The organism is Xanthomonas massiliensis, from assembly GCF_900018785.1.
GTDB lineage: Bacteria > Pseudomonadota > Gammaproteobacteria > Xanthomonadales > Xanthomonadaceae > Xanthomonas_B > Xanthomonas_B massiliensis.
In genome coordinates this window covers 892575-914192 of the sequence record NZ_FCOY01000007.1, presented here as the reverse complement: position 1 = coordinate 914192, position 21618 = coordinate 892575, and the positions used below count along the sequence as shown (strand labels likewise).

19 protein-coding genes are annotated in these 21618 nt (G+C 71.1%); 14 read left to right on the top strand and 5 right to left on the bottom strand.

All coding sequences use genetic code 11. From position 1 onward, the window contains the following. The first annotated feature begins 23 nt into the window (after nucleotides 1-23). The 7 genes from BN3794_RS16635 (at nucleotide 24) to fabG (ending at nucleotide 6249) form a co-directional block, all read left to right on the top strand. Nucleotides 24-704 (top strand): ketosynthase, encoded by a 681-nt coding sequence (locus tag BN3794_RS16635; protein ID WP_066098290.1) that lies wholly within the window; start codon nucleotides 24-26, stop codon nucleotides 702-704. Then, on the top strand, nucleotides 701-1000 hold the full coding sequence (locus tag BN3794_RS14180) for an ApeI family dehydratase (RefSeq protein ID WP_066098288.1): 300 nt from the start codon (nucleotides 701-703) through the stop codon (nucleotides 998-1000). Before BN3794_RS16635 ends, BN3794_RS14180 begins: the two co-directional genes overlap by 4 nt. Continuing rightward, nucleotides 997-1971 carry a lysophospholipid acyltransferase family protein gene (locus tag BN3794_RS14175; protein ID WP_066098286.1) on the top strand — a complete coding sequence of 325 codons (975 nt, stop codon included), beginning with the start codon at nucleotides 997-999 and terminating at the stop codon, nucleotides 1969-1971. The genes BN3794_RS14180 and BN3794_RS14175 overlap by 4 nt, the downstream gene beginning before the upstream one ends. Continuing rightward, nucleotides 1892-2542 carry a LolA-related protein gene (locus BN3794_RS14170; protein WP_066098284.1) on the top strand — a complete coding sequence of 217 codons (651 nt, stop codon included), beginning with the start codon at nucleotides 1892-1894 and terminating at the stop codon, nucleotides 2540-2542. The genes BN3794_RS14175 and BN3794_RS14170 overlap by 80 nt, the downstream gene beginning before the upstream one ends. A 28-nt stretch (nucleotides 2543-2570) precedes the next feature. After that, nucleotides 2571-4949: an MMPL family transporter gene (locus tag BN3794_RS14165; protein ID WP_066098931.1), complete on the top strand. Its 2379-nt coding sequence runs from the start codon at nucleotides 2571-2573 to the stop codon at nucleotides 4947-4949. Beyond that, the gene (locus BN3794_RS14160) at nucleotides 4936-5373 is read left to right on the top strand and encodes a hotdog family protein (protein ID WP_066098282.1); all 438 of its coding nucleotides are present in this window, start codon (nucleotides 4936-4938) and stop codon (nucleotides 5371-5373) included. Before BN3794_RS14165 ends, BN3794_RS14160 begins: the two co-directional genes overlap by 14 nt. 132 nt (nucleotides 5374-5505) lie before the next feature. Then, entirely contained in the window at nucleotides 5506-6249 is a 744-nt protein-coding gene (gene fabG / locus BN3794_RS14155; protein ID WP_066098280.1) for a 3-oxoacyl-ACP reductase FabG, read from the top strand. A gap of 203 nt (nucleotides 6250-6452) precedes the next feature. On the opposite strand, the gene BN3794_RS14150 is transcribed toward fabG, so the two are convergent. From BN3794_RS14150 to BN3794_RS14140, 3 genes are read right to left on the bottom strand one after another with little or no spacing between them, the layout of a single operon-like run. Continuing rightward, nucleotides 6453-7289, bottom strand: coding sequence for a glycosyltransferase family 2 protein (locus BN3794_RS14150; protein ID WP_066098278.1), 837 nt, complete (start codon nucleotides 7287-7289; stop codon nucleotides 6453-6455). Beyond that, the gene (locus BN3794_RS14145) at nucleotides 7286-8062 is read right to left on the bottom strand and encodes a beta-ketoacyl synthase chain length factor (RefSeq protein WP_066098276.1); all 777 of its coding nucleotides are present in this window, start codon (nucleotides 8060-8062) and stop codon (nucleotides 7286-7288) included. Before BN3794_RS14145 ends, BN3794_RS14150 begins: the two co-directional genes overlap by 4 nt. After that, complete coding sequence (locus BN3794_RS14140) at nucleotides 8059-9249, bottom strand: beta-ketoacyl-[acyl-carrier-protein] synthase family protein (protein ID WP_066098274.1); 1191 nt, start codon at nucleotides 9247-9249, stop codon at nucleotides 8059-8061. Before BN3794_RS14140 ends, BN3794_RS14145 begins: the two co-directional genes overlap by 4 nt. A gap of 191 nt (nucleotides 9250-9440) precedes the next feature. Between BN3794_RS14140 and BN3794_RS14135 the strand changes: the two genes are divergently transcribed. The 7 genes from BN3794_RS14135 to BN3794_RS16460 all read left to right on the top strand — a co-directional run bounded on the left by BN3794_RS14135 (nucleotide 9441) and on the right by BN3794_RS16460 (nucleotide 20313). Continuing rightward, nucleotides 9441-9701 (top strand): YcgL domain-containing protein, encoded by a 261-nt coding sequence (locus BN3794_RS14135; RefSeq protein WP_066098271.1) that lies wholly within the window; start codon nucleotides 9441-9443, stop codon nucleotides 9699-9701. Continuing rightward, complete coding sequence (locus BN3794_RS14130) at nucleotides 9694-13056, top strand: ankyrin repeat domain-containing protein (RefSeq protein ID WP_066098269.1); 3363 nt, start codon at nucleotides 9694-9696, stop codon at nucleotides 13054-13056. Before BN3794_RS14135 ends, BN3794_RS14130 begins: the two co-directional genes overlap by 8 nt. Nucleotides 13057-13413: 357 nt before the next feature. Continuing rightward, on the top strand, nucleotides 13414-15591 hold the full coding sequence (locus BN3794_RS14125) for a DUF6531 domain-containing protein (protein WP_078059779.1): 2178 nt from the start codon (nucleotides 13414-13416) through the stop codon (nucleotides 15589-15591). A 112-nt stretch (nucleotides 15592-15703) separates the two neighbouring features. Beyond that, nucleotides 15704-19030 (top strand): RHS repeat-associated core domain-containing protein, encoded by a 3327-nt coding sequence (locus BN3794_RS14120; protein ID WP_222705351.1) that lies wholly within the window; start codon nucleotides 15704-15706, stop codon nucleotides 19028-19030. A 38-nt stretch (nucleotides 19031-19068) separates the two neighbouring features. Next, nucleotides 19069-19467 (top strand): hypothetical protein, encoded by a 399-nt coding sequence (locus BN3794_RS16470; protein ID WP_147675785.1) that lies wholly within the window; start codon nucleotides 19069-19071, stop codon nucleotides 19465-19467. Then, complete coding sequence (locus BN3794_RS16465; RefSeq protein WP_147675784.1) at nucleotides 19439-19945, top strand: RHS repeat-associated core domain-containing protein; 507 nt, start codon at nucleotides 19439-19441, stop codon at nucleotides 19943-19945. Before BN3794_RS16470 ends, BN3794_RS16465 begins: the two co-directional genes overlap by 29 nt. 11 nt (nucleotides 19946-19956) lie before the next feature. Beyond that, nucleotides 19957-20313, top strand: coding sequence for a hypothetical protein (locus BN3794_RS16460; protein WP_160330930.1), 357 nt, complete (start codon nucleotides 19957-19959; stop codon nucleotides 20311-20313). A gap of 141 nt (nucleotides 20314-20454) precedes the next feature. On the opposite strand, the gene BN3794_RS14115 is transcribed toward BN3794_RS16460, so the two are convergent. Both BN3794_RS14115 and BN3794_RS14110 read right to left on the bottom strand, forming a co-directional pair. Beyond that, nucleotides 20455-21273 (bottom strand): IS3 family transposase, encoded by an 819-nt coding sequence (locus tag BN3794_RS14115; RefSeq protein ID WP_236493268.1) that lies wholly within the window; start codon nucleotides 21271-21273, stop codon nucleotides 20455-20457. After that, nucleotides 21273-21587, bottom strand: coding sequence for a DUF1153 domain-containing protein (locus BN3794_RS14110; RefSeq protein ID WP_066097095.1), 315 nt, complete (start codon nucleotides 21585-21587; stop codon nucleotides 21273-21275). Before BN3794_RS14110 ends, BN3794_RS14115 begins: the two co-directional genes overlap by 1 nt. Nucleotides 21588-21618 lie beyond the last annotated feature (31 nt).

Sequence of the window (21618 nt, the reverse complement as noted above, 5' to 3'; positions counted from 1 at the left end):
CGCGCCGCGCCCCGCCGTGGGCGATGCCGGCGCTGGCGGTGCTGGCGCTGGCGTACTCGCCGCTGGCCTACTGGGCCGGGGCCAGCGGGCGCCCGCCGCTGGCGGTGCTGGCCGCGCTGCTGCTGGGCTTGATGCTGCTGCTGGAGGCGCTGGCCTGCCGCCGTCCCTGGGCCTGGCTGGCGCTGGCCGCGCTGCTCGCGGCGCTGGTGCCGCTGTGGCATTCCCCCCGGGCGCTGCTGCTGCTGGCGCTGCCGCCGGCGCTGTTCACCGCCTGGGCGGCGTGGTTCTTCGCGCGCAGCCTGCGGCGCGGGCGCCAGCCGCTGGTGGCCGCGATCATCGAGGCCCTGCACCGCCAGGCCGGCATGGCGATGACCCCCGCCCTGTACCGCTACGGCCGCCGGGTGACCGCGATGTGGGCCTGGAGCCTGGCGCTGCTGGCCGCGGTCGATGCCGGGCTGGCGCTGTGCGCGGTGCCCGGCGGAGTGCTCGCCCGGCTCGGCCATGCGCCGCGCTGGAGCGTGGCCGACGGCACCGCCTCGCTGTTCGCCAACCTGCTGGCCTGGGGCGTGGTCGGCGGGCTGATGGCCGGGGAATACCTGTTGCGCCACCGCCGCTTCGCGCAACGGCCCTACCGCGACCTGCCCGATTTCGTGCGCCGCCTGGGCGCGCTCGGCCCGGCCTTCTGGCGCGACCTGCTGCGATGAGCGCGGCCGCCGCCGAATTCGTCGTGGCGCCCGACCACCCGTGCCTGGCCGGCCATTTCCCCGGCGATCCGCTGGTGCCCGGGGTGGTCGTGCTCGAACACGTGCTCGCCGCGGCCGGGATCGGCGACCGGGCGCAGGTGCGCCTGCCGCAGGTGAAGTTCGTCGGCCCGCTGCGGCCGGGCGAACCCGCGCGCATCGAGCTGGACGGCGCCGCGCCGCGCTGGCGCTTCCGCGTGCACGGCCCGCACGGTCCGATCGCCAGCGGCGAGATCGTCGAGGCCGGGGCCGCGCCGTGAGCGGCTGGAGCGAGCGGCCCGAAGGCGGCGGGCGCCTCGCACTGTCCCTGGTGTGCGGCGTCGTCCGCCGCGGCGGACGCGGGATCGGGCGGGTGCTGCTGTATCCGATCACCGCCTACTTCCTGCTGGTGCGCGGGCCCGAGCGCCGGGCTTCGCGGCGCTACTTGGCGCGCGTGCTCGGACGCCCGGCCGGGCCGTGGCAGGTAGCCCGCCACATCCACGCCTTCGCCGCCACCATCCTGGACCGGGTGTTCCTGCTCGGCGGCGAGCTGCACCGCTTCCGCATCCGCGTGGAAGGCCTGGCGGCGCTGCGCGCGCGCATGGACGAGGGCCGCGGCGTGCTGGTGCTGGGCTCGCACCTGGGCAGCTTCGACGCGCTGCGCGTGCTCGCCGCGCAGGCCCCGGACGCGCGCCTGCGGGTGGTGCTGGACGTGGCCCACAACCCGGTGCTGACCGCGCTGCTGGGCGAACTCAACCCGGCGCTGGCGGCGGGCATCATCGACGCCGGCGGCGACGGCACCGGCGTGGCGCTGGCGATCGGCCAGGCGCTGGACGAGGGCGCGCTGGTGGCCCTGCTGGCCGACCGCGCGCGCCCCGGCGAGGCGGTGCAGGCGGCCCCGTTCCTCGGCGCGCCGGCCCCGTTCCCGCTGTCGCCGTGGCTGCTCGCCGCCGCGCTCGGGGTGCCGGTGGTGCTGGCCTTCGGCCTGTACGAGGGCGGCAACCGCTACCGGCTGGTATTCGAGGACCGCGGCCCGGTGCCGGCGGTGCCGCGCGGCCGCCGCCGCCAGGCACTGGCCCCGCTCATCGCCGATTACGCCGCGCGGCTGGAACATCACGCCCGCGCCGCCCCGTACAACTGGTTCAACTTCTACGATTTCTGGACATTCCCCGATGCCGATGCGTCCCTCCCACGCGTGGCCGGCGCTGCTGCTGGCCGCCTTGGCCGGCCTGCTGCACGCCGCCCCGCCTGAGTCGCCCGATCCCGGCTGGATCCTGCAGAAGATCGCGCGCCCGGCGCCGGCGTCCACGCCGTTCGTCGAGCTGCGCGATTCGCCGCTGCTGAAGGCCCCGCTGCGGCTGCAGGGACGCTACGCGCGCCCGGCCGCGGACACCCTGGTGCGCGAGGTGCAGGCGCCGTACCGCGAGACCACCACCCTGCGCGGGCAGCAGGCCACGCTGGTGCGCCCTGGCCGACCCGAGCGCCGCTTCGACCTGGCGCGCGCGCCGCAGCTGGCGCTGCTGCAGGACAGCTTCGGCGCGCTGCTGGCCGGCGACCGGGCGCGCCTGGACGCGCTGTACCGCCTGCAGGCCGACGGCAGCCGCCAGCAGTGGCGGCTGGAACTGGTGCCGCGCGAGCCGGCGCTGGCCGCGCAGCTGCGGGTGCTGCGCCTGTTCGGCAGCGGCGCGGAACTGCGCTGCATCGAGAGCGAGCCGGCCCAGGGCCCGGCGCAGCGCACCCTGCTGGCCGGCGCGGCGGCGACGGCCGCCACGCTCGACGATGCCGACGCCCTGGCCGCGCTGTGCCACGGGCAGCGCCGGTGAGCCCGGCGCCGTGCCGGGAACGCGCCTGATGCGCCCGCTGTCCTCGCGCCAGCGCATCGTCCTGGCGCTGCTGTGGCTGGGCCTGCTGGTGCTGGCGGGGGCGTGGCTGGGCAACCGCCTGCAACTGTCCGGCGACCTGCGCAAGTTCATGCCGGCCGCGCGCACGCCGGCGCAGAAGCTGCTGCTGGACGAGCTCGGCGAAGGCCCGGGCTCGCGCCTGCTGCTGATGGCGCTGTCGGGCAGCGACCCGGCCACGCTGGCGCGGCAGTCGCGCGCGGTGCGCGCCGCGCTGGCCGCCGATCCGGCCTTCGAGTACGTCGCCAACGGCGAGGCCGCCGGCCTGGAGGCGATCCCGCCGCGCCTGCTGCCCTATCGCTACCTGCTCAGCGACAGCTTCGACGCCGCGCTGCTCGACCAGGCCACCCTGGCCGAGGCGCTGCAGGCGCGGGTGGAGGACCTGGGCTCGCCGGCGGCGGCGCTGGTGGAGCCGCTGCTGCCGCGCGACCCGACCCTGGAGACGCTGCACGTGGCCGAGGCGCTGCAGCCGGCGCACGGGCCGCAGCACATCGACGGGGTGTGGTTCGACCGCGGCGGCCGCCAGGCGCTGCTGGTCGCGCAGACCCACGCGGCCGGCTTCGACCCGAGCGGCCAGCAGCGCGCGGTGGACGCGGTGCGCGCCGCGGTCGCCGCCGCCACCGCCGCCACGCCCACCCGGCTCACCCTCACCGGTCCGGGCGCGTTCTCGGTGGAGATCGGCGGGCGCACCCAGGCCGAGGCGCAGTGGATCGGCTCGCTCGACACGGTCGGCCTGGTCGTGCTGCTGCTGGTCGCCTACCGCAGCTGGAAGATCCCGGTACTGGGCGTGCTGCCGCTGGCCAGCGCCGGCCTGGCCGGGCTGGCCGCGGTGGCGCTGCTGTTCGACGGCGTGCACGGCATCACCGTGGCGTTCGGCTTCACCCTGATCGGGGTGGTGCAGGACTACCCGGTGCATCTGTTCAGCCACCAGCGCCCGGGGCTGGACCCGCGCGCCAATGCGCGCCACCTGTGGCCGACCCTGGCCACCGGCGTGGCCTCCACCTGCATCGCCTACGTCACCTTCCTGTTCTCCGGCGTGGACGGCCTGCGCCAGCTGGCGGTGTTCACCATCGCCGGGCTGCTGGTGGCCGCGGCCACCACGCGCTGGCTGCTGCCGGCGCTGATCGATCCCTCGCCCTACGACCACGCCCGCTCGCGGCTGATGGCGCGGCTGTGGCGCGGCATCGCCCGGCTGCCGCGGCCGCGCTGGTCGCTGGCCCTGCTCGCGCTCGCCGCGCTGGCGGTGCTGGCCTGGGCGCCGGGCCCGTTCTGGCAGAACGACCTGTCGCGCCTGACCCCGGTGCCGCGCCAGGCCCTGCTGCAGGACGAGCAGCTGCGCGCCGAGCTGGGCGCGCCCGACGTGCGCTACGTGCTGGCGCTGCAGGCGGCGGATGCCCAGGCCGCGCTGCGCGCCTCGCGCCCGCTGCAGGCGCGGCTCGATGCGCTGGTCGCGCGCGGCGCGCTGGGCGGCTACGACCTGGCCGCGCGCTACCTGCCCGACGCGCGCACCCAGCAGGCGCGCCAGGCACGCCTGCCCGATGCCGCCCAGGCGCAGCGGATGCTGGCCGCGGCGGTCGCCACCACGCCGCTGCGCGCGGATGCCTTCGCCCCGTTCCTGGCCGACCTGGCCGCGGCGCGCGCCGCCCCGCCGCTGACCCCGGCCATGCTCGCCGGCACGCCGCTGGCGGCGCCGGTGGATGCCCTGCTGCTGCAGGCGCCGGACCACGTCACCGCGCTGGTGTCGCTGTCGGGGGTGCGCGACCCGGCGGTGCTCGCCGCCGCCGTCGCCGGCACCGGCGCGCGACTGCTCGATCTCAAGGCCGCTTCCGAGTCGCTGGTGGCGGCCTACCGCGGCCGCGTGCTGGCGGCGCTGGCGGTGGCGGCGCTGCTGCTGGTGGCCACCGTCGCCATCGCCCTGCGCACGCCGCGCCGCATCGTGCGGGTGCTGCTGCCGATGGCGCTGACCACGCTGCTGATCCTGGCGGTGCAGCGCGGGCTGGGGGTGGAGCTGAACCTGTTCCACCTGATCGCGCTGATCCTGGCCGCCGGCCTGGGGCTGGACTACGCGCTGTTCTTCGACCATGCCGGCGACGACCGCGCCGACCAGCTGCGCACCCTGCACGCGCTGATCGTGTGCAGCCTGATGACGCTGCTGGTGTTCGCGCTGCTGGCCGCCTCGTCGATCCCGGTGCTGCGCGCGATCGGCTCGACCGTGGCGCTGGGCGTGCTGCTCAACTTCGTGCTGGCGCTGCTGGTCTCGCGCGAGCACGCGCGCGGCGACGCCGCCCCCGGCGGGAACGGCCAGGACGGGGACGGCCATGGACACGCGTGAGGCCATCGCCGCGCTGGTGCCGCACCAGGGGCTGATGTGCCTGTGGGAACGGGTGCTGGCCTGGGACGAAGGCCACATCGTCCTGGCCAGCGACGGCCATCGCGACCCGCGGCACCCGTTGCGCCGCGACGGGTGCCTGCACGCGGTGCACCTGTGCGAATACGGCGCGCAGGCGATGGCGGTGCACGGCGGCCTGCTCGGGCGCGGCCGCGGCGAGGCGCCGCGCCCGGGCCGGCTGGTGGCGCTGCGCGACGTGCGCCTGCACGTGGCGCGCATCGACCGGCTGGCGGGCCCGCTGCGCGGCGAGGCCGAGGTGCTGATGCAGGGCGAGGACAGCCAGCAGTACGCGTTCCGCATCCTCCACGAGGGCAGCGTGCTGGCCGAGGGCCGGGCGGCGGTGATGCTGGCGCCCCACCCGGCGTGAACGCGTGGCCATCCGGCCAGGGCGATCGGCGGCGGCGCCAGGCCGGGGGCGGGCACCGGCCGGACGCAGGGATGTGGCGCGGCCGCCGCGCGGGCTAGGATGGCCGCCCTCCCGTCTTCCCGGTCGCCCGCCATGCCTTCGTCTTGCCCATCCCCGCCACGCCGTGCCCTGGTCACCGGCGGCAGCGGCGACATCGGCGGCGCGATCTGCCGGCGCCTGGCGGCCGAGGGCATGCACGTGATCGTGCATGCGCACGGCCACCCGGCGCGGGCCGAGGCGGTGGTGCACGCCATAGTCGCTGCCGGCGGCAGCGCCGAGGCGGTGGCCTTCGACGTGGCCGATGCCGCGGCCAGCGCCGCGGCGATCGCCGCGCTGCTGCAGGCCGGTCCGGTGCAGGTGGTGGTCAACAACGCCGGCATCCACGACGACGCGCCGATGGCCGGCATGAGCCAGGCGCAGTGGCAGCGCGTCATCGACGTCTCGCTGCACGGCTTCTTCAACGTCACCCAGCCGCTGCTGCTGCCGATGGCGCGCACGCGCTGGGGCCGCATCGTCAGCGTGTCCTCGGTGGCGGCGGTGCTGGGCAACCGCGGCCAGGCCAACTACGCGGCGGCCAAGGCCGGGCTGCACGGCGCCACCCGCTCGCTGGCGCGCGAGATGGCCAGCCGCGGCATCACCGCCAACGTGGTCGCGCCCGGCGTGATCGCCGGGGCCATGGCCGCCGACGCGTTCCCGGCCGAGACGATCCGGCAACTCGTGCCGGCCGGCCGCGCCGGCACGCCGGAGGAGGTGGCCGCGCTGGTCGCCTTCCTGTGTTCGGACATGGCCGGCTACATCAACGGCCAGGTGATCGGCATCAACGGCGGGATGGGCTAGCGCCGCCGGCCGCGGCTGGCGCTTCCGGCACCGGCTGGCGTCCAGGGGGGCGCTGCGGCAGCGGCGCGGGGCAGCCGGCCCGTCCGCCTGCCGGCAGCCACGGTCGATGGCGGCGCGCGGCGTCGCCCCGTTCGCCTCGTGCCGACAGCCGCCTGCCCGCGCCGGCATCGTGCGGTCACGGGCGCTCGCCGCCCGCGAGCGGCTCAGGCTTCCTTGCCCGGGTGCAACGGCGTGGCGGAAGCGTCCGGCACCGGCGGCCGCGAGGCGGTCTCGGCGCCGCCGTCCACCACCACGCGGCTGGCACGGACCGACCGCCAGGTGGCCGCCAGGTGGCCGTGGGCAAGCACCTCGGCGGTGACCTGCGAGGTGATCCGCCACAGGTCGCGCAGCAGGCGGAAGTGGCTCGGGCGCATCGCGCCGTGGCCGTCGCCGGGGTAGCGGGTGACGATCGGCACCGCGACCACGCCGCTGCCGAGCCGGCGCGCGGCGGCGATCAGCAACTGGGCCTCGTAGACGAAGCCCTCGCCGGGCACGCCGGGCAGGGTGAACACGGCGCGCGGATAGAAGCGCTGGCCGCTCTGGCTGTCCACCAGCCGGTAGCCGCAGCCCCAGGCGATGCCCCAGTCGCCGAAGGCGTTGCCCAGGCGGCGCAGCCACGGCTGGCAGGCGCGCTGGCGCAGGCGTGCGCCGATCACGATCGCACCGGGGTGGCGGTTGGCCGCGGCCAGCAGCCGCGGGAAGTCGGCGGCGTCGTGCTGGCCGTCGCCGTCCATGGTCATCACTCCGCGCAGGCCCAGGCGCGCGGCCTCGGCGAAACCGGTGCGCAGCGCCGCGCCCTTGCCCAGGCGCCGCGGGTGGCGCAGCCGCACCACCGCCAGGTCGGCGATGCGCTCGAGCGTGCCGTCGTCGGAACCGTCGTCCACCACGATCACGTGCGGGCACTGCGCGCGCGCGGCCTGGACCACCTCGCGGATACGCAGCGACTCGTTCAGGGCCGGGATGACGATCGCGGCCTGGTCCGCCAGGATCGGCCGGCTCATGCGGTCACGGCCAGGCACAGGCCGGGCCCGGCGTCGAGCGTGCAGGCGCCGGGCGCGCCGGCGAGCAGGTCGAACAGCGGCAGCATCGGCGCCATCGCGTTGCCGGCCAGCGCCTGCGCCAGCGGTCCCGCGGCCGCTGCCGCCGTCGCCGTGCCCAGCGCGAAGCGTAGGGCCGGGCCGCTGCCCGTGCCGGCCAGCACCAGCGCGCCGCCGAGCAGGCCGGTGCTGGGCGCGACCTGCGCCAGCGGTTCCACCCCGGGGCCGTCGTAGCCGACCACCAGCACCGCCGCGTCGCCGCAGGCCAGCCGTCCCAGCGCTTCCAGCAGCGCCTGGGCGAAGCTGGCCGGCCCGGCGGCCAGCGCGGTGGCCGGGGCGTGCGCGTCGGCGCCGATCGTCCAGTAGCCGGCCGCGGCGTTGTGCACCGAGTTGTGGAAGCGGATCGGCGAGAGCGCGGCCGGCTCGCTGGCGAGGCTGCGGCACAGGTAGTCGGTCACCGCCTGCTCGCCGTGGGCCGAGGCGAATACCGAGGGCAGGGTGGCCGGGTCGGCGCCGGCGTCGTGGCAGGCGGCCAGCGCCGCCTCCAGCGCCACGGCCACCGTCTCCGGCGCGCGGCGGCGCTCGTTGGGCGCCAGCAGCTGCGGCGCCGGCCGCGCCGGGGCCGCCTCCGGGCGGGTGCCGTCGCGCACGAACGCACGCGCCGCGTCCCAGCCGGGCAGGCCGCTGGCCCAGAAGCCGATGCCTTGTACGTGGGCGAGGAGCGGGACGCGGGTCATGGCCGGGAGAACACCAGCGCGCAGTTGTTGCCGCCGAAGCCGAAGGAATTGTTCATCGCGTGGCGGATCGGGCGATGCTCGGGCGCGAAGCGGATCTGCGGCCCGCAGGCGGGGTCCGGCTCGGCGCTGTTGAGGGTGCCGGGCAGGTGGCCGTCCTGCAGCGCGAGCAGGCAGAACACCGACTCGACGATGCCGGCCGCGCCCAGAGTGTGGCCGGTCCAGGCCTTGGTGGAGGCGGCGTGCAGGGCGGGCGGGAACAGCGCGGCCACCGCCGCGGCCTCCACGCTGTCGTTGGCCGGGGTGGAGGTGCCGTGCAGGTTGAGGTAGTCCAGCTGCGCCGGCGCCAGGGCGGCGCGCTCCAGCGCCTGGGCCATCGCCAGCCGTGCGCCCAGCCCCTGCGGGTGCGGCGCGGACATGTGGTGGGCGTCGCTGGATTCGCCGAAGCCGGCCAGCTGCAGGTCGGCGTCGTCGCCGCGCTCGAGCAGCGCGAAGCCGGCCGCCTCGCCCAGGTTGAGGCCGTCGCGGCGCACGTCGAACGGCCGGCAGGGATGCGGAGAGACCAGCTGCAGCGAATTGAAGCCGAACAGCACGCTGCCGCACAGCGTGTCCACGCCGCCGACCAGGGCCGCGTCGGCCACGCCGGCGGCGATCAGCCGCGCCGCCTGCGCGAACACCTTGGCACTGGACGAGCACGCCGTGGCCACGGTCACGCACGGCCCGCGCAGGCCGGTGGCCTGCTGCACGAACCGGCCCGGCGCATGCGGATCGTGCACCGCCGGGCGCGCCAGCGCGGGCGGGAAGCGCGGTGCCTCGGCCGGGCCCTGCAGCTGCGCGTACGCGGCCTCGGTGGCATCGATGCTCGCGGTGGAGGTGCCGATCACCACCGCCAGCCGTTCCGCGCCGTGGCGCCGGACCGCGGCCGCGACCGCGTCCATCAGCCCGTCGTGCTGCAGCGCCAGCCAGGCCAGACGGTTGTTGCGGCTGTCGTAACCGGCCAGTGCGGGCGGCAGGCGGGCCGCTTCCAAGCCGTCCACGCGGCCGATCCAGCAGTCCAGGCGCGTGGCCGGGTCGCCGAAGTCGTTGTGCCGCAGGCCGCTGCGGCGTGCCTGTAGCGCCTGGCGCTGCGCGACATTGCCGGCGCCCAGGGCCGTGGTCGCGGTGAAGGCGCGGATGGACAGCGGCACCATGGCGGAAGCGACGGGAGTCACGCGGGACCGGGCAGGAAGACGGTCCGCGAGTATATCGGTCGCCTGCGCGGGTGCCGCCGCCGCGCGTGCGGCCCGGCCTGAACGGGACGGGTTGGCGAAGCTTTCGCCACTGCGGCATTTCCGACACAATCGTCGACAGGATCAACGCAGGGCGGAGGCCGCCCGCGGGCATGCAAGCCTACGTGTACAAGAGCCGGCGCAAACCGGACACCTATCTTTATCTCGCCGCGCGCGACGACTTCTCCCCGCTTCCGGATGCCCTGAACGCGGCGCTGGCGCCGTTCGCCTTCGTGCTGGAGGTCGCGCTCGAGCCGGGGCGCACGCTCGCCCGCGCCGATGCCAGCCAGGTGCGCGAGCGGCTGGCCGGGTGCGGCTACTACCTGCAACTGCCGCCGACGCAGGCCCTGGCACAAGACGTGCGGCATGGCTGAGTCCCGACGTTCCCCGGTCCCGCCGTGGCGGCGCCCGGCGCCGCTGGCGGTCGCCGCCGGCGTGGCGCTGTCGCTGCTGTGCGGCATCGGCGGCGGCATTGCCGCAATCACGGCCTGGCTGGCGCAGCCGGCGCTGGCGCTGGGCATCTCCTGGTGGCGCGGCACCCGCGTGACGCCGGCCGTGGCGCCGCTGCCGGCCTGGCCGGCGTTGCTGCGGCGCGAGGCATGGCCGTTGCTGGCGCTGTGGGGCATCGGCCTGGCCGGCCTGGCCGTGCTCGTGGCCTGGCCGCTGGTGGCGCTGCGCGACAGCGGCAGCCTGGCGGCCACGCTGGCGCTGAGCGTGGCGGTCGCGGCGGCATTGCTGGCGCTGTGGCGGACCTGGCCGCTGTGGCAGGACGGCGAGCGCCTCGGCGTGCCGTTGCCGGAGGCCTGGCGCGGCCTGCCCGGGCGCGACCTGTCGAGCTGGCGCGGCCTGCTGGCGGCGGTGCTGGTGCTGGCGGTGCTGGCGGGCGCGGTGGCCCTGGCCTGGCCCGGGTTGCTGCCGTCCGCCGCGCGCTGGCCCGGCGCCCTCGCCCTGACGGTGTTGTCGCCGTGGTGCCATCTGCTGCTGCAGCGCCTGACCCCGGCCGCGGTGCTGGCGGCGGCGCCGCGCGCGGCCACCGCCGCGGATCTGTTCGCCGGCCTGGCCGAGCAGGCGCTGCCGGCCGAGCCGGTCCCCGACGGCAACCTGGCCGAGGCGCTGTACGAGGCCGCGCGCAACGGCCGCGTCGATCGTGCCCTGCAACTGCTGGAGGCCGGTGCCGACCCGTTCGCCCTGCCCGAGCCGGACTGGCGCGAGCAACGCAGCCTGGCGACCCTGGCCGCGGTGCTGCCCGACCTGCGCCTGCTGCGCGAGCTGATCGCCCGCGGCGTGGACGTCAACCATGCCCATCGCGGCATGACCCCGCTGCTGGCCGCCACCCGCGACAGCTGGCACGGCCGCCCCGACGCGGTGATGACGCTGCTGGCCAACGGCGCCGACCCGCGTGCCCGCGACGCCGAGGGCAACACCCCGCTGCACCATGCCGCGCGCAGTTCCGATCCCGGCGTGGCCGCGCTGCTGCGCGATGCCGCCGCCGAGATCGACGTGCTCAACGACGACGGCCTGACCCCGCTGGCGGTCGCCTGCCAGGCCGGCAACTGGCGGCTGGCGCGCTTCATGCTCGAGCGCGGCGCGCGTCCCGAGCCGGAAGGCGGCACCCCGGTGCTGCTGGCCGCCGCCGCCACCGAGGAGGACGACCCGGCCGGGGTGCAGCTGCTGCTCAAGCACAAGGCGCGGGCGGATGCGCGCGACGCACGCCGCCGCAGCGCCCTGCACGAGGCGGCCCGCGCCGGCCACGTCGCGGTCGTCGATGCCCTGCTCGGCGCCGGCGGCAACATCGAGGCGCGCGACCTGGACGGCACCACGCCGTGGCTGGCCGCCGCCGCCCAGGCGCAGGGCGCGGCGCTGGAACACCTGCTGCGCGCCGCCCCGGACATCCGCGCCGTCGACGGCAACGGCCGCAATGCCCTGCACCTGGCCGCCGCCAGCGCGCGCGTCGGTGCCGCGCTGGTGCGCCGCCTGATCGAGCTGGGCGTGGATCCGGCGGTGCCGGACAACGGCGGCCGGCGCGCGGTGGACGTGGCCGCCGCCGCCGGACGGTGGGCGGTGGTCGCCGCGCTCGACCCGGACTACCCGCTGCCGGCCGCGGTCGGCGAGGCGGTGGCCGCCGGTGCCGAAGGCGAGGGCGGTACCCCGGCCCTGCCGGACCGCCCGCCGCTGGCGCTGCTGCGCGACGCCTTGCAGGCGGACAACTATTCGGGCCTGGCGGCACTGGCCGCGCTGTGCACCCCGCGCGAGACGGGCTCGCTGCTGCACGAGCCGGGCATCGCCCTGGATGCGCGCCGGGTGGCCTGGCTGCTCGAGCACGGCGCCGATGCCGAAGTGGTCGATGCGGCCGGCGACGTGCCGATGTTCGCCCTGCTCGCCCGCGGCGTGGACGCGGTGCCGGCGCTGCAGGCACTGCTGGCCCACGGCGTCAGCCCGGCCGGGCGCGGCGGCCTGGGCCGTTTCCTGGCCGCCTGCCTGCAGCACGACCAGGCCTCGCGCGGGCTGGAACAATTCGCCCTGGAGCTGGCCGAACACGGCGCCGATCCGTTCGGCGCCTCGCCGCTGGGCGACCCGCCGCTGGCCCTGGCCGTGCGCCTGGGCTGGCTGCGCCTGCAGCGCTGGCTGCTCGAGCACGGCGTGGACGGCCAGGCCCGCGACAGCCACGGCATGACCGCCCTGCACCTGGCTGCCGCGCTGGGCCGGGAAAGCGCCCTCAAGCTGCTGATTCTCAACGGCGCCCGCCCCGACGCGCGCGCCGCCGACGGCCAGACCCCGCTGGGCGTGGCCCTGGCCACCGGCCGCCGCGACCTGGCCGACTGGCTGGACTGGCACGGCTGGACCCTGCCGGGCCGGCCGCTGCGCGAGGAGGACGTGGCCGCCGCGGCGATGGCCGGCGATGCCGACGCGGTCCGCCGGCTGATCGACCTCGGCCTGCCCGTCGATGCCACCGACGCGCAGGGCTGCACCGGCCTGCTGCGCGCCGCCGGCGGCGGCCATGTCGAGGTGCTGGGCCTGCTGCTGGCGCGCGGCGCCGATCCGCAGCACGCCGCGGCCAGCGGCGCCACCCCGCTGTCGGCGGCGGTGAGCATGCGCCAGGGCGCGATCGTCGATGCATTGCTGGCGGCCGGTGCGCACATCGAGCACCGCCTGCCCGGCGGCGTCACCGTATTGATGCTGGCCTCGGCCCTGGGCCTGCCGGACATCGCCACGCGGCTGCTCGCTGCCGGCGCCGACGTCCATGCCGGCGATGCCCAGGAGCTGGGCCCGCTGCACTGCGCCGCCCTGTACGGCTTCACCGCGCGCGACAGCGCCCGCCTGCTGGCGCTGCTGGACACGCTGCTGCTGGCCGGTGCCGAGCCGGACCGCATCGCCGCCGGCGCGGTCACCCCATTGCTGCTGCTGCTGGGCGCGCGCGCCGAACCCGGTACCGCCTGCGACGAGAACGTGGTGCTGGCCGGCGTCGAGCGCCTGCTCGACGAGGACGTGGCCCTGGACGTGCAGGACCCGCGCGGCTTCGGCCCGCTGCACCTGGCCGCGCTGCACGGCCTGCCGCTGCTGGTGCAGCGCCTGCTGCGCGCCGGCGCCGACCCGGACCTGCGCGACGCCCTCAACCGCCCGCCGCGCGAGATCGCGGTGATGCGCGGCTTCATCGACATCGCCGCCCAGTTCGAACCGCCGCAACCGGGCATCGCCTCGATGGCGCGGTTCCTGCGCCCGAGCGGCTGAGCGGCGGCGGAACCGTTCCCCAGCCAGTCGGGCAATCCGCCGCGGCGGCTATGGCGAAGACGCGGCATCCGCCACGCCTCTGGGAATTGCCGGCCCGGTTTTCCTCGCTCGTGATCTGGACGAGTGCTTCGGCTACTCGATTCCACAACGCCGCGTTAGCTCCATCTGAGGAACTCGACAACCACGGCCAGCTCGCGCTGACGAGGCATGCCAAGGTTGCGCCGTAAATGTCGACGAATTTCACTTTTTGTCATTCAGGCTAAAGATATATTCGGTTAAAGGTTTGTTCATGAAGTGGCGAGCGGCTGCCCTTGAGGGCCCCGGTCGCGGTATGTGATTCTTGCCAAAGGAGCTTGGATGAAAAGGACATCATCTGCACCGTCGCGTATGCGGCGTGCCCGCCTGGCCAAAGCGATGCTGTATGCCTTGGGTGTGCTTGGATCAATGCAGGGGATGGGCGCAGTACAGGCTCCCACCCTTCCGACCGTCCAGGTCCGACCAGACGAGGCACCGACCGATCTGCCGGGCATGACGGTGAACCCTCCTATCGATTGGCAACCCATCTACTGGCCGCCCTACGAGGCACCGTTCGTAGATCGGCTGCCCTCCGGAGGTGGTATCAGCAAACCTGCCGAAACCGCCAAGGAACAGCGCACCGAGGACAAGACCAACAAGGCGGGGTGTTCGGGCCAGGGCGAGGTCAGCGGCAATCCGGTCGTACTGTCCACCGGCAACAAGGTGGAACCGGAAATCGATTTCGCTGCCGGCGGCGAAATGGGACTCTACCTGGGCCGCACCTACAACGCGTTCTGGAGCGGGCGCGGCCTGTTCGGCACACACTGGCTGAGCAATCTCGATTACAGCTTGGTGCTGTCCGACAACACCGTGTGGGCACAGCGCCCCGATGGCCGCCGGATCAAGTTCCTGTATGACGCCGGCAGTGGCCACTACCTGGAGGAGAGGGCCAGTCCAATCGCCTTCGTGGTCCGCAACGGCGACGGCGGTTTCACCTTGTACAACGAGAACAACGGCATCGAGCAATACAACGCCGATGGCTACATCATCGAACGCCGCAATGAGCATGGCGTGGCGTGGAGTTTCATTTATTCGGGCAAGTATCTGCAGCAGGTGACCCACAGCTCGGGGCGCACCATCAAGCTCACTTGGAATGACGGGGTGGTCACTGAGGTCACGGATCCTGCCGGAAGCGTCTATCGCTACGGATACACTTCCAACGTCTTCGGTAGCGGCCCCGGATACGGACGGTTGGCCAGCACTACATTGCCTGGAACGCCCGGGACCACCATCGCGTATCACTACGAGGATAGCCGCTTTGCAGGCGGATTGACCGGGAAGTCCTTCAATGGCGTGCGTTACTCGACATTCGGCTACGACGCCGAGGGCCGGGCAACCTCTACCGAACATGCCGGTGGCGTCGAGCGATACAGTTTCAGCTATGCAGTTCAGGCAACCGAAACCGTGACGCCGCCGCCCAAGCCGTCCCCGCCCGGTGGCTTCGCCGAGGATGAGCCACGCGGCTTCTGCACGAATGCTTTGATGATCTGCTATATGCCTCGCGCCGTGGCATCCGGGGGGCGGATGGCGGTCGCGGCATCGACCGATGCCACCACCACCATCCCGAGCCGCATCGCGGTAACCGAGACCAGCCCATTGGGACGGGTCACCACCTACGTCTACGTCGACGACAAGCTGGTGGAGGTAAGTGGCCAGGCTACCGCCCGTTGTCCGGCCAGCTACAAGGAGAAGACCTACGACGCCAACGGGTACGAGGACATCGTCAGCGACTTCGCCGACAACATGACCGACCTCGATTACGACGCCCAGGGCCACCTCCTGAAAAAGATCGAAGCCGTGGGTACCGAGGCGGAGCGCACGACGACCTATGCCTGGGATGCCGCACACAATCGCCTGCTCGGCGAGACAGTGGCTGGTGACCGTGAAACCCGCTACGAATATGTGGACGATGGGCGGGTTTCCAGAGTCACGGTCGTGGATCTGACCGCACACGGCCAGGGTCGCGCGCAGGTGACGACGTATGCGTATGTCCGTCAGAGCAATGGCCTGATTTCGCAGATGGTGGTCGACGGCCATTTGCCTGGCAGTGCCGATGCGATCACCTATGCTTATTCCCCGGAAGGTGATCTGCTCAGCATGAGCAACGGTCTGGGGCACCAGACGACTTATGCCGGCTACAACGCATTGGGCTTGCCCGGGCGTGTCACCGGCCCCAACGGTGAGATCGTCGAATACAGCTACGACGCCAGGGGACGTGTCCTGCAGCGCCGGGACTACGTCAACGGTGCCTGGCAAGTGACCGAATATGCCTATGACGGCACCGGGCAGATGGCCTGGATCCGCCAGCCCGACGGCGTGATGCACTACTACGCCTATGACGCTGCGCTGAGGCTGGTCGAGGAGGCGCAACCCCGGAGCTCGGGTGGCTACGAGCGCACACGCTACCAGTACAACGCCGCCTCGCAGGTTGTTCGCACGGAAGTAATGCAGACGCCGTAGGACACATATCGGTTCCGGAGAGGCAGCACCGGCGAACGGAAAATCGAAGGAGAGTGGGGAGACGATGCACAGCATATGGAACGTGACGGCGCGTGTGTTTCCAGGATGGATATTGGCTGCCTGGATGGGCGTAGCGGGACAGGCGATGGCAGTCGAGTTCTGTCCGAGTGATCCGAGCATTCCCCAGGCGAGTGTTCCCAGGGGCGCAACCGTCCAGGCATCGCGCTGCCCGCTGGAACCGGAGGAACCGGTACCGGCCGCAAGGGATTCGCAATTCCTGTCCCAGTCGGTACCCACCCAGATGGTGGTCGGCCAGACCTATCCGGTCACGGTCAGCCTGAAGAACACCGGTACCGCCATCTGGAAGGCGGCCGACGGCTTCCGCCTGGGATCGCAGAACCCCGGCGACAACACCACGTGGGGATTCCACCGGGTGGACCCGCCTGACGAGATTGCATCCGGCCAGACGGCCAACTTCGATTTTGACGTACATGCGCCGATGGCCGCGGGTACCTACAATTTCCAGTGGCGCATGGTCCAGGACGGCGTGGCCTGGTTCGGTGCCATCACGACCAACGTCAAGGTCACCGTACTGGCCTCCCTGGTGACCGGGCGGGTGGACGACATCACCAATGGATATCTCAGCGGCTGGGCCTGCTCGACCCATCTGGAAAGCCCGATCGACGTGCACGTGTACGTGGGCGGGGCCGCCGGCGCAGGCGGTACCTTCGTCGGTAGTTTCCGTGCCGACCGCGACAACGAGGCAGGCGTGGCGCAGTCTTGCGCCGCCGGGGGCGGCCATCGTTTCTGGATCGATCTGGCCCCGTTCGTCGCGCAGTATGCCGGCAAGAAGATCTACGTCCATGGCATCTCCCCCGTGGGGGCAGCCAACCCGGCCATTGCCCAGTCCGGTGTATACGCTGTGCCGGCCAACCGACCGCCGTCGGTGCAGCTCACTGCCCCGGGTAACGGCGCCAGCGTGGCGACCCTGGCGCCGCTGCATCTGGCGGCCAGCGCCTCCGATCCGGACGATGGCGTGGCCGGCGTGGAGTTCCAGGTGGATGGCCAGTCGGTGGCCACCGTGGGTGCGGCACCGTACGAGTACATCGTCTCGGGGCTGGGCGTGGGCAGTCATTCGGTCCGGGCCATCGTGCGCGATACCCGGGGTGCCTCGGCCGCTTCGGCCACGGCGACGGTGGACGTGCGCCCGGCCGCTCCTGGCGATCCCGGCGTGGCTACCGTGTTCAGTACCAGCACCGAATACGACGAACTGGGTAGGGTGATCGCCCAGCGAGGCAACAACGGCCAGGAATACCGCTACGAATACGACCAGGAAGGGCGTCGCACCGCCTCGGTGGACGCCCCCGGACGGCGCACTGCCATGGCCTACGATGCCCGCGGTCGTCTGGTAGCGGTCACGGATTCGGCTGGCCAGGTCACCCGGTTTGCCTACGACCAGGCGGACCGCATCGTCCAGGTGACGGACCCGCGCGGCAAGGCCACCGCCTACGACTACGATGGTTTCGGCCAGCTATGGCGGCAGGTCAGCCCGGATACCGGCGCCACCGCCTTCGCCTACGACGGTGCCGGCCAGCGTACCTCGATGATCCGGGCCGACGGCGTGGTCACGCAGTACAGCTACGACGGCCTGGGGCGGGTGACTGGCATCGTGGCCGGCGACCAGCAACAACTGTTCGTTTACGATGCCTGCACTAATGGCAAGGGGCGGCTGTGCGAAGCGCATGGACCGTCGGATGCGGTCTTGCTCGGCTACACCCCGCAGGGTGCGCTCGCCACGCGTACCGACAGGATCCGCTTCGGTGCGGCCATGGAGCAGTTGGATAGCGCCTATGCCTACGATGGTCTGGGCCGGCTGAGCAGCATTGCCTACCCCAGCGGGTTGACGGTGGGGTATGGCTATCGCGACGGCCGGTTGTCGGCGCTGAGCACGAGCCGTGATGGGGCAGTGGGCCACGTGGTGGATGCGGTGGAATATGCGGCGATGAGCGCGGCGCCCACGCGAGTGGCCTACGGCAACGGCCTGGTGAAGGAGATCGACTACGACCAGGACCTGCGGATGAGCGGGTTCGCGGTCAAGGCCGGGAGCGCGGTGGTGCAGCAACTGGACTATGGCTACAGCACGGCCGACGAGATCACCCGCATCGCCGATGCCGTGAACACGGCGCTGACCCAGGACATCGCCTACGATCCGCTGGGCCGTCTGTCGGAACTGCAGCGCAACGGGGCCACGCACCGGATGGCCTACGACGCCAACGGCAACTGGACCGTGTACGAGGAAGGCAATGGGGTGCGCAGCTACGACATCGACGCGGACAGCAACCGGTTGCTGGGCTATGCCAGCACCGATCCTGGCGATATGGGCCGGCAGTACGGCTACGACGCGCTGGGCAACCGGACGAGCGAGAGGGCCAGCGGCGATGAGCGCAGTTATGGCTACAGCCCGTTCAACCGCCTGGCGTGGGTGGTGGTGAACGGATCGCGCACGGACTACGTGGTCAACGCCCTGGGTCAGCGGGTGGGCAAGTCGAACGCCGCCGGAGCGCGGCAGTACACCTACCTGGGCCAGAACCAGCTGCTGTCCGAGCGCGCCCCGGACGGCGGCTGGACGGACTACCTGTGGCTGGGCGGGGAGCTGGTGGGAGTGGTGCGAGGCGGACAGACATACTGGGTACACACCGACCACCTGGGCCGTCCGGAAGTGGCGAGCGACGCGAACCGGGTGGTGGTGTGGAAGGCGTACAACTACGCTTACGGCCGTACGGTGCAGCAGGACGACATGGGCGGGCTACCGCTGGGGTTCCCGGGCCAGTACCAGGATGCGGAGACGGGGCTTTGGTACAACGGATTCCGGGACTACGACCCGGGGATCGGGCGGTACCTGGAGAGTGATCCGATCGGGTTGGAAGCAGGGGCAAACACATATGCCTATGTTTCAGGAAACCCCGTAAGCCTCGTTGATCCGTCTGGATTGGAGGGCGTTGGACCTTGGACATTCCCGCCAGGGCCACAACGTGATGCCTACATGGCAGCTCAGAACGGAGCGCGTGGACCGGATTTTTTTCAGTTGTCGGTGTCTGTATATGTGTTCGGTGGCAGCGTCACATTGAGCCGCAGTGGCAATGTCTTTGTATCCGGCGGTATCGGAAGGGCATATCCAAACCCAGTGCGTGGTCTAGGGGCCTCGTTGAACGCTGGCAACTTGATGTCAAGTTGCCCTGTTGCGAAAGAACGAGGCGCTAAGACGGACAAGTTCCTTACCGGTCTCGGCTATTCCGCCACAGCGCACGACATCATCGGTGGCGGTGCCGCATATTCCCCTGGTAGCGGCGGCGCGGTTCTCTATGGAGTTGGTGCTGGCGTCGAGGTCTCGCCTGGCTCTGTCGGTGCCCAAACGCCGTGGTCGTTGCCGGGGTGGTGAATATGTCTCTGCGATCCATTTTCGTAAATGTAATCGGCTTGGCCTTCATCGCCTTCTGTTTTTACTTCGTTGTTGGTCATCTGCGTTATCTGAGTAAATCCGCCAGACCAAGCCGAGAGGCCATCAGCAGGGAGTTGGATGAAGTGGCTTTGGCTTTTCCTGGTGCAAGGTCGTCCGAGGTGGAAATCTTCGACAAGAAATCCGTCTACATTTCTGCGCGTGTGCATATGAAAGCGACAGGTGGTGTATCCGCAACCACGGATGGCCAGAAGCAGATGGAAGCGCATGGATGGCGAAAAGCGAAGGTGGCTTACGGGGACATTGATCGCTACTGCAAAGGTGATCTAGTTGCAGAAGTGACGCCGCTGAAACTAACCAATTCATACGCTTTGCAAGTTAACTGGGGCAATGCCGACGCAGTTTGCAAGTTCAAATAGCCAGCATTGTTATGCCTATGTCGGGGGGAATCCGGTTAGCTTCGTTGATCCGTTCGGATTAGAGAAATTAGTTCTGTTTGCGCCCGGCACTAGCGTGTTCTATCAGGGCGCATCGGTGGACGTAGATATTCCTGGCGTATGGTCTGTTTATGGGCACATGGGGCCAGACAGAATTCTTGACCAGAGTTCGGGCCAGACGAACAAGCTTGATGTGGACGGAATTGCTCAGGCACTCAAGGATGCTGGCTGGAAGCCGGGAGAGCCTGTGGAATTCAAGGGCTGTCGTTCCGGACAGGGAGAGAACTCCATCGCGGAGCAATTTTCCAAGAAATACAACACGCCGACTTCAGGTGCAACGCAGTACATGTGGTACAGCAGTATTGGCATTACAGGCATCTGGGGGAAGGTGCCGTACTTCCATACGAAGAACTATCTCGCCCCCGGGACTATGCGGAATTTCCCGGCTGGTGACCCATGAAGCAAATAGCCATGAAGCCACAGATGCGATGGGTTGTACTGATTCCAACAGTTGCCGCGGGCTTTGCGGCGGCGCTGTTTTTAATCTGGCCCTTTCGATATTTGTTATTGCAGTTTTGCCCGTGCCAGGAAAGACTAATTGAAGGGACAACCGAGTTATCGAAGCCAGACTATGCGGTAGCCATTCAAAGTTGTTCGGCAGGCTGGTTCCCGGTAGCCGAAAAATCATTGTTCGTGGCGGTGCTATTACTGGCTGTTGTCGTGGCTGGTGCAATCGCATGGCGTATAGCGCCAGCACGAAAGGCGGCATGCGGATTGATCGCGTCCGTTCTAGCGCTGTTATTCGTTGCCGTTGTCCTTTTTCCTTAGCTGCTGCTGTTAGCTGTACCCCTTCCTTCCAATCCGGCACCTTCTCCGGCATCGGCGTGCCGGGATCGAAAAGTAGGGAAAAATAGAAAAATAGGGGTCAGCGATTAAGGGGATGTAATGACCCAGCGGTTCCTGCACAGGTCAGGCCGCTAAAGCATAAGCCTCGGCGGGTGTCTTCATGCCCAGCGCCTGGTGCGGGCGCCGGTGGTTGTAGAACTGGATCCAGTCGCCGATCACGCGGCTGGCGTGTTGCTGGCTTTCGAAGCGGTGCCGGTGCGCGCACTGCTCCTTCAACGTACGGATCACCCGCTCCACCATCCCGTTCTGCTGTGGGCAGTGCGGGGTGATGAATTCCTGCAGCAGCCCGTAGCTGCGCACCAGCCGGGTGTAGTTGCGGCTGGTGAACACCGGGCCATTGTCCGAGCGCAGCAGGAAGGGGCTCTGCACCCGTCCCAACGTTCCGAACCGGGCGATCAGCGCCTGCTCCAGCGCCGCGGCGGCGGTGCTGGCCTTGCCGCTGCGCGAGAGCTGCCAGCCGAGTAGCTGCCGGGTGTAGCAGTCGATCACCAGGGCCAGGGTCCGCCAGCCATCACGGCCACCCCAGATCCGACACAGGTCGGTCGCCCAGCGCTCGTCCGGGGCCTGCGCGACCGATGGCAACGCCTGGATCCGCGGGCGGGCGCCCACCGCCCGCTTACGAACCTGCCAGCCCATCAGCTGGAAGATCCGCTGCACCGTGTTCTTGTTCATATCCAGGAGGCCCGCCACCGTCCGGTAGCCGAACGACGGCTCGGCCTCGATCAAGGCCTTGATCGGCTCGGCGAGCTCCGGACGGACCTGCGGCGCTGCCTTGGTCGGCTTGTAATAGAGCGTTCGCCGCGCCACGCCGAACCATCTGCACAGCTTCACCATCGAGACCTCGAAGCCGTCTTCCCGCAGTCCCTGCTGGATCGTGACCATCAGGTCTCGTCCTTGCCCAACAGGGACTGCAATTTTTTTCGTGCGCGAAGCTCCAGCATGGCCTCGCCGTAGGCTTCCTGCAGGTCCTTGAGCTGCCGCTCGTACTGCTCCCGGACATCTTCGGGCTTGGCCCGAAGGGCGTTCTCCATGCCGCGCTTGCCCTCGTCGACCCAGCTCTCGATCTCCGACGGCGTCAGGTCGAACTGCCGGCTCGCCGCAGCCACCGTCGTCTTGCCCTGGATGATTTCCAGCACCAGCGCCGACTTCCGTCGGGCCGTCCAACGCTTGATCTCTTCGTCCATCACTTGGCTCATCGTGCTCTCCCTCAAAAGGTAGCACCTGAGC

What these genes read in the sequence shown, in the direction of transcription:
- BN3794_RS16635 (WP_066098290.1), top strand. Translation starts at nt 24, where the DNA reads ATGCCGGCGCTGGCGGTGCTGGCGCTGGCGTACTCGCCGCTGGCCTAC.
- BN3794_RS14180 (WP_066098288.1), top strand. Translation starts at nt 701, where the DNA reads ATGAGCGCGGCCGCCGCCGAATTCGTCGTGGCGCCCGACCACCCGTGC.
- BN3794_RS14170 (WP_066098284.1), top strand. Translation starts at nt 1,892, where the DNA reads ATGCCGATGCGTCCCTCCCACGCGTGGCCGGCGCTGCTGCTGGCCGCC.
- BN3794_RS14165 (WP_066098931.1), top strand. Translation starts at nt 2,571, where the DNA reads ATGCGCCCGCTGTCCTCGCGCCAGCGCATCGTCCTGGCGCTGCTGTGG.
- BN3794_RS14160 (WP_066098282.1), top strand. Translation starts at nt 4,936, where the DNA reads ATGGACACGCGTGAGGCCATCGCCGCGCTGGTGCCGCACCAGGGGCTG.
- fabG (WP_066098280.1), top strand. Translation starts at nt 5,506, where the DNA reads ATGCCTTCGTCTTGCCCATCCCCGCCACGCCGTGCCCTGGTCACCGGC.
- BN3794_RS14150 (WP_066098278.1), bottom strand. Translation starts at nt 7,289, where the DNA reads ATGAGCCGGCCGATCCTGGCGGACCAGGCCGCGATCGTCATCCCGGCC.
- BN3794_RS14145 (WP_066098276.1), bottom strand. Translation starts at nt 8,062, where the DNA reads ATGACCCGCGTCCCGCTCCTCGCCCACGTACAAGGCATCGGCTTCTGG.
- BN3794_RS14140 (WP_066098274.1), bottom strand. Translation starts at nt 9,249, where the DNA reads ATGGTGCCGCTGTCCATCCGCGCCTTCACCGCGACCACGGCCCTGGGC.
- BN3794_RS14135 (WP_066098271.1), top strand. Translation starts at nt 9,441, where the DNA reads ATGCAAGCCTACGTGTACAAGAGCCGGCGCAAACCGGACACCTATCTT.
- BN3794_RS14130 (WP_066098269.1), top strand. Translation starts at nt 9,694, where the DNA reads ATGGCTGAGTCCCGACGTTCCCCGGTCCCGCCGTGGCGGCGCCCGGCG.
- BN3794_RS14125 (WP_078059779.1), top strand. Translation starts at nt 13,414, where the DNA reads ATGAAAAGGACATCATCTGCACCGTCGCGTATGCGGCGTGCCCGCCTG.
- BN3794_RS16465 (WP_147675784.1), top strand. Translation starts at nt 19,439, where the DNA reads ATGCCGACGCAGTTTGCAAGTTCAAATAGCCAGCATTGTTATGCCTAT.
- BN3794_RS16460 (WP_160330930.1), top strand. Translation starts at nt 19,957, where the DNA reads ATGAAGCCACAGATGCGATGGGTTGTACTGATTCCAACAGTTGCCGCG.
- BN3794_RS14115 (WP_236493268.1), bottom strand. Translation starts at nt 21,273, where the DNA reads ATGGTCACGATCCAGCAGGGACTGCGGGAAGACGGCTTCGAGGTCTCG.
- BN3794_RS14110 (WP_066097095.1), bottom strand. Translation starts at nt 21,587, where the DNA reads ATGAGCCAAGTGATGGACGAAGAGATCAAGCGTTGGACGGCCCGACGG.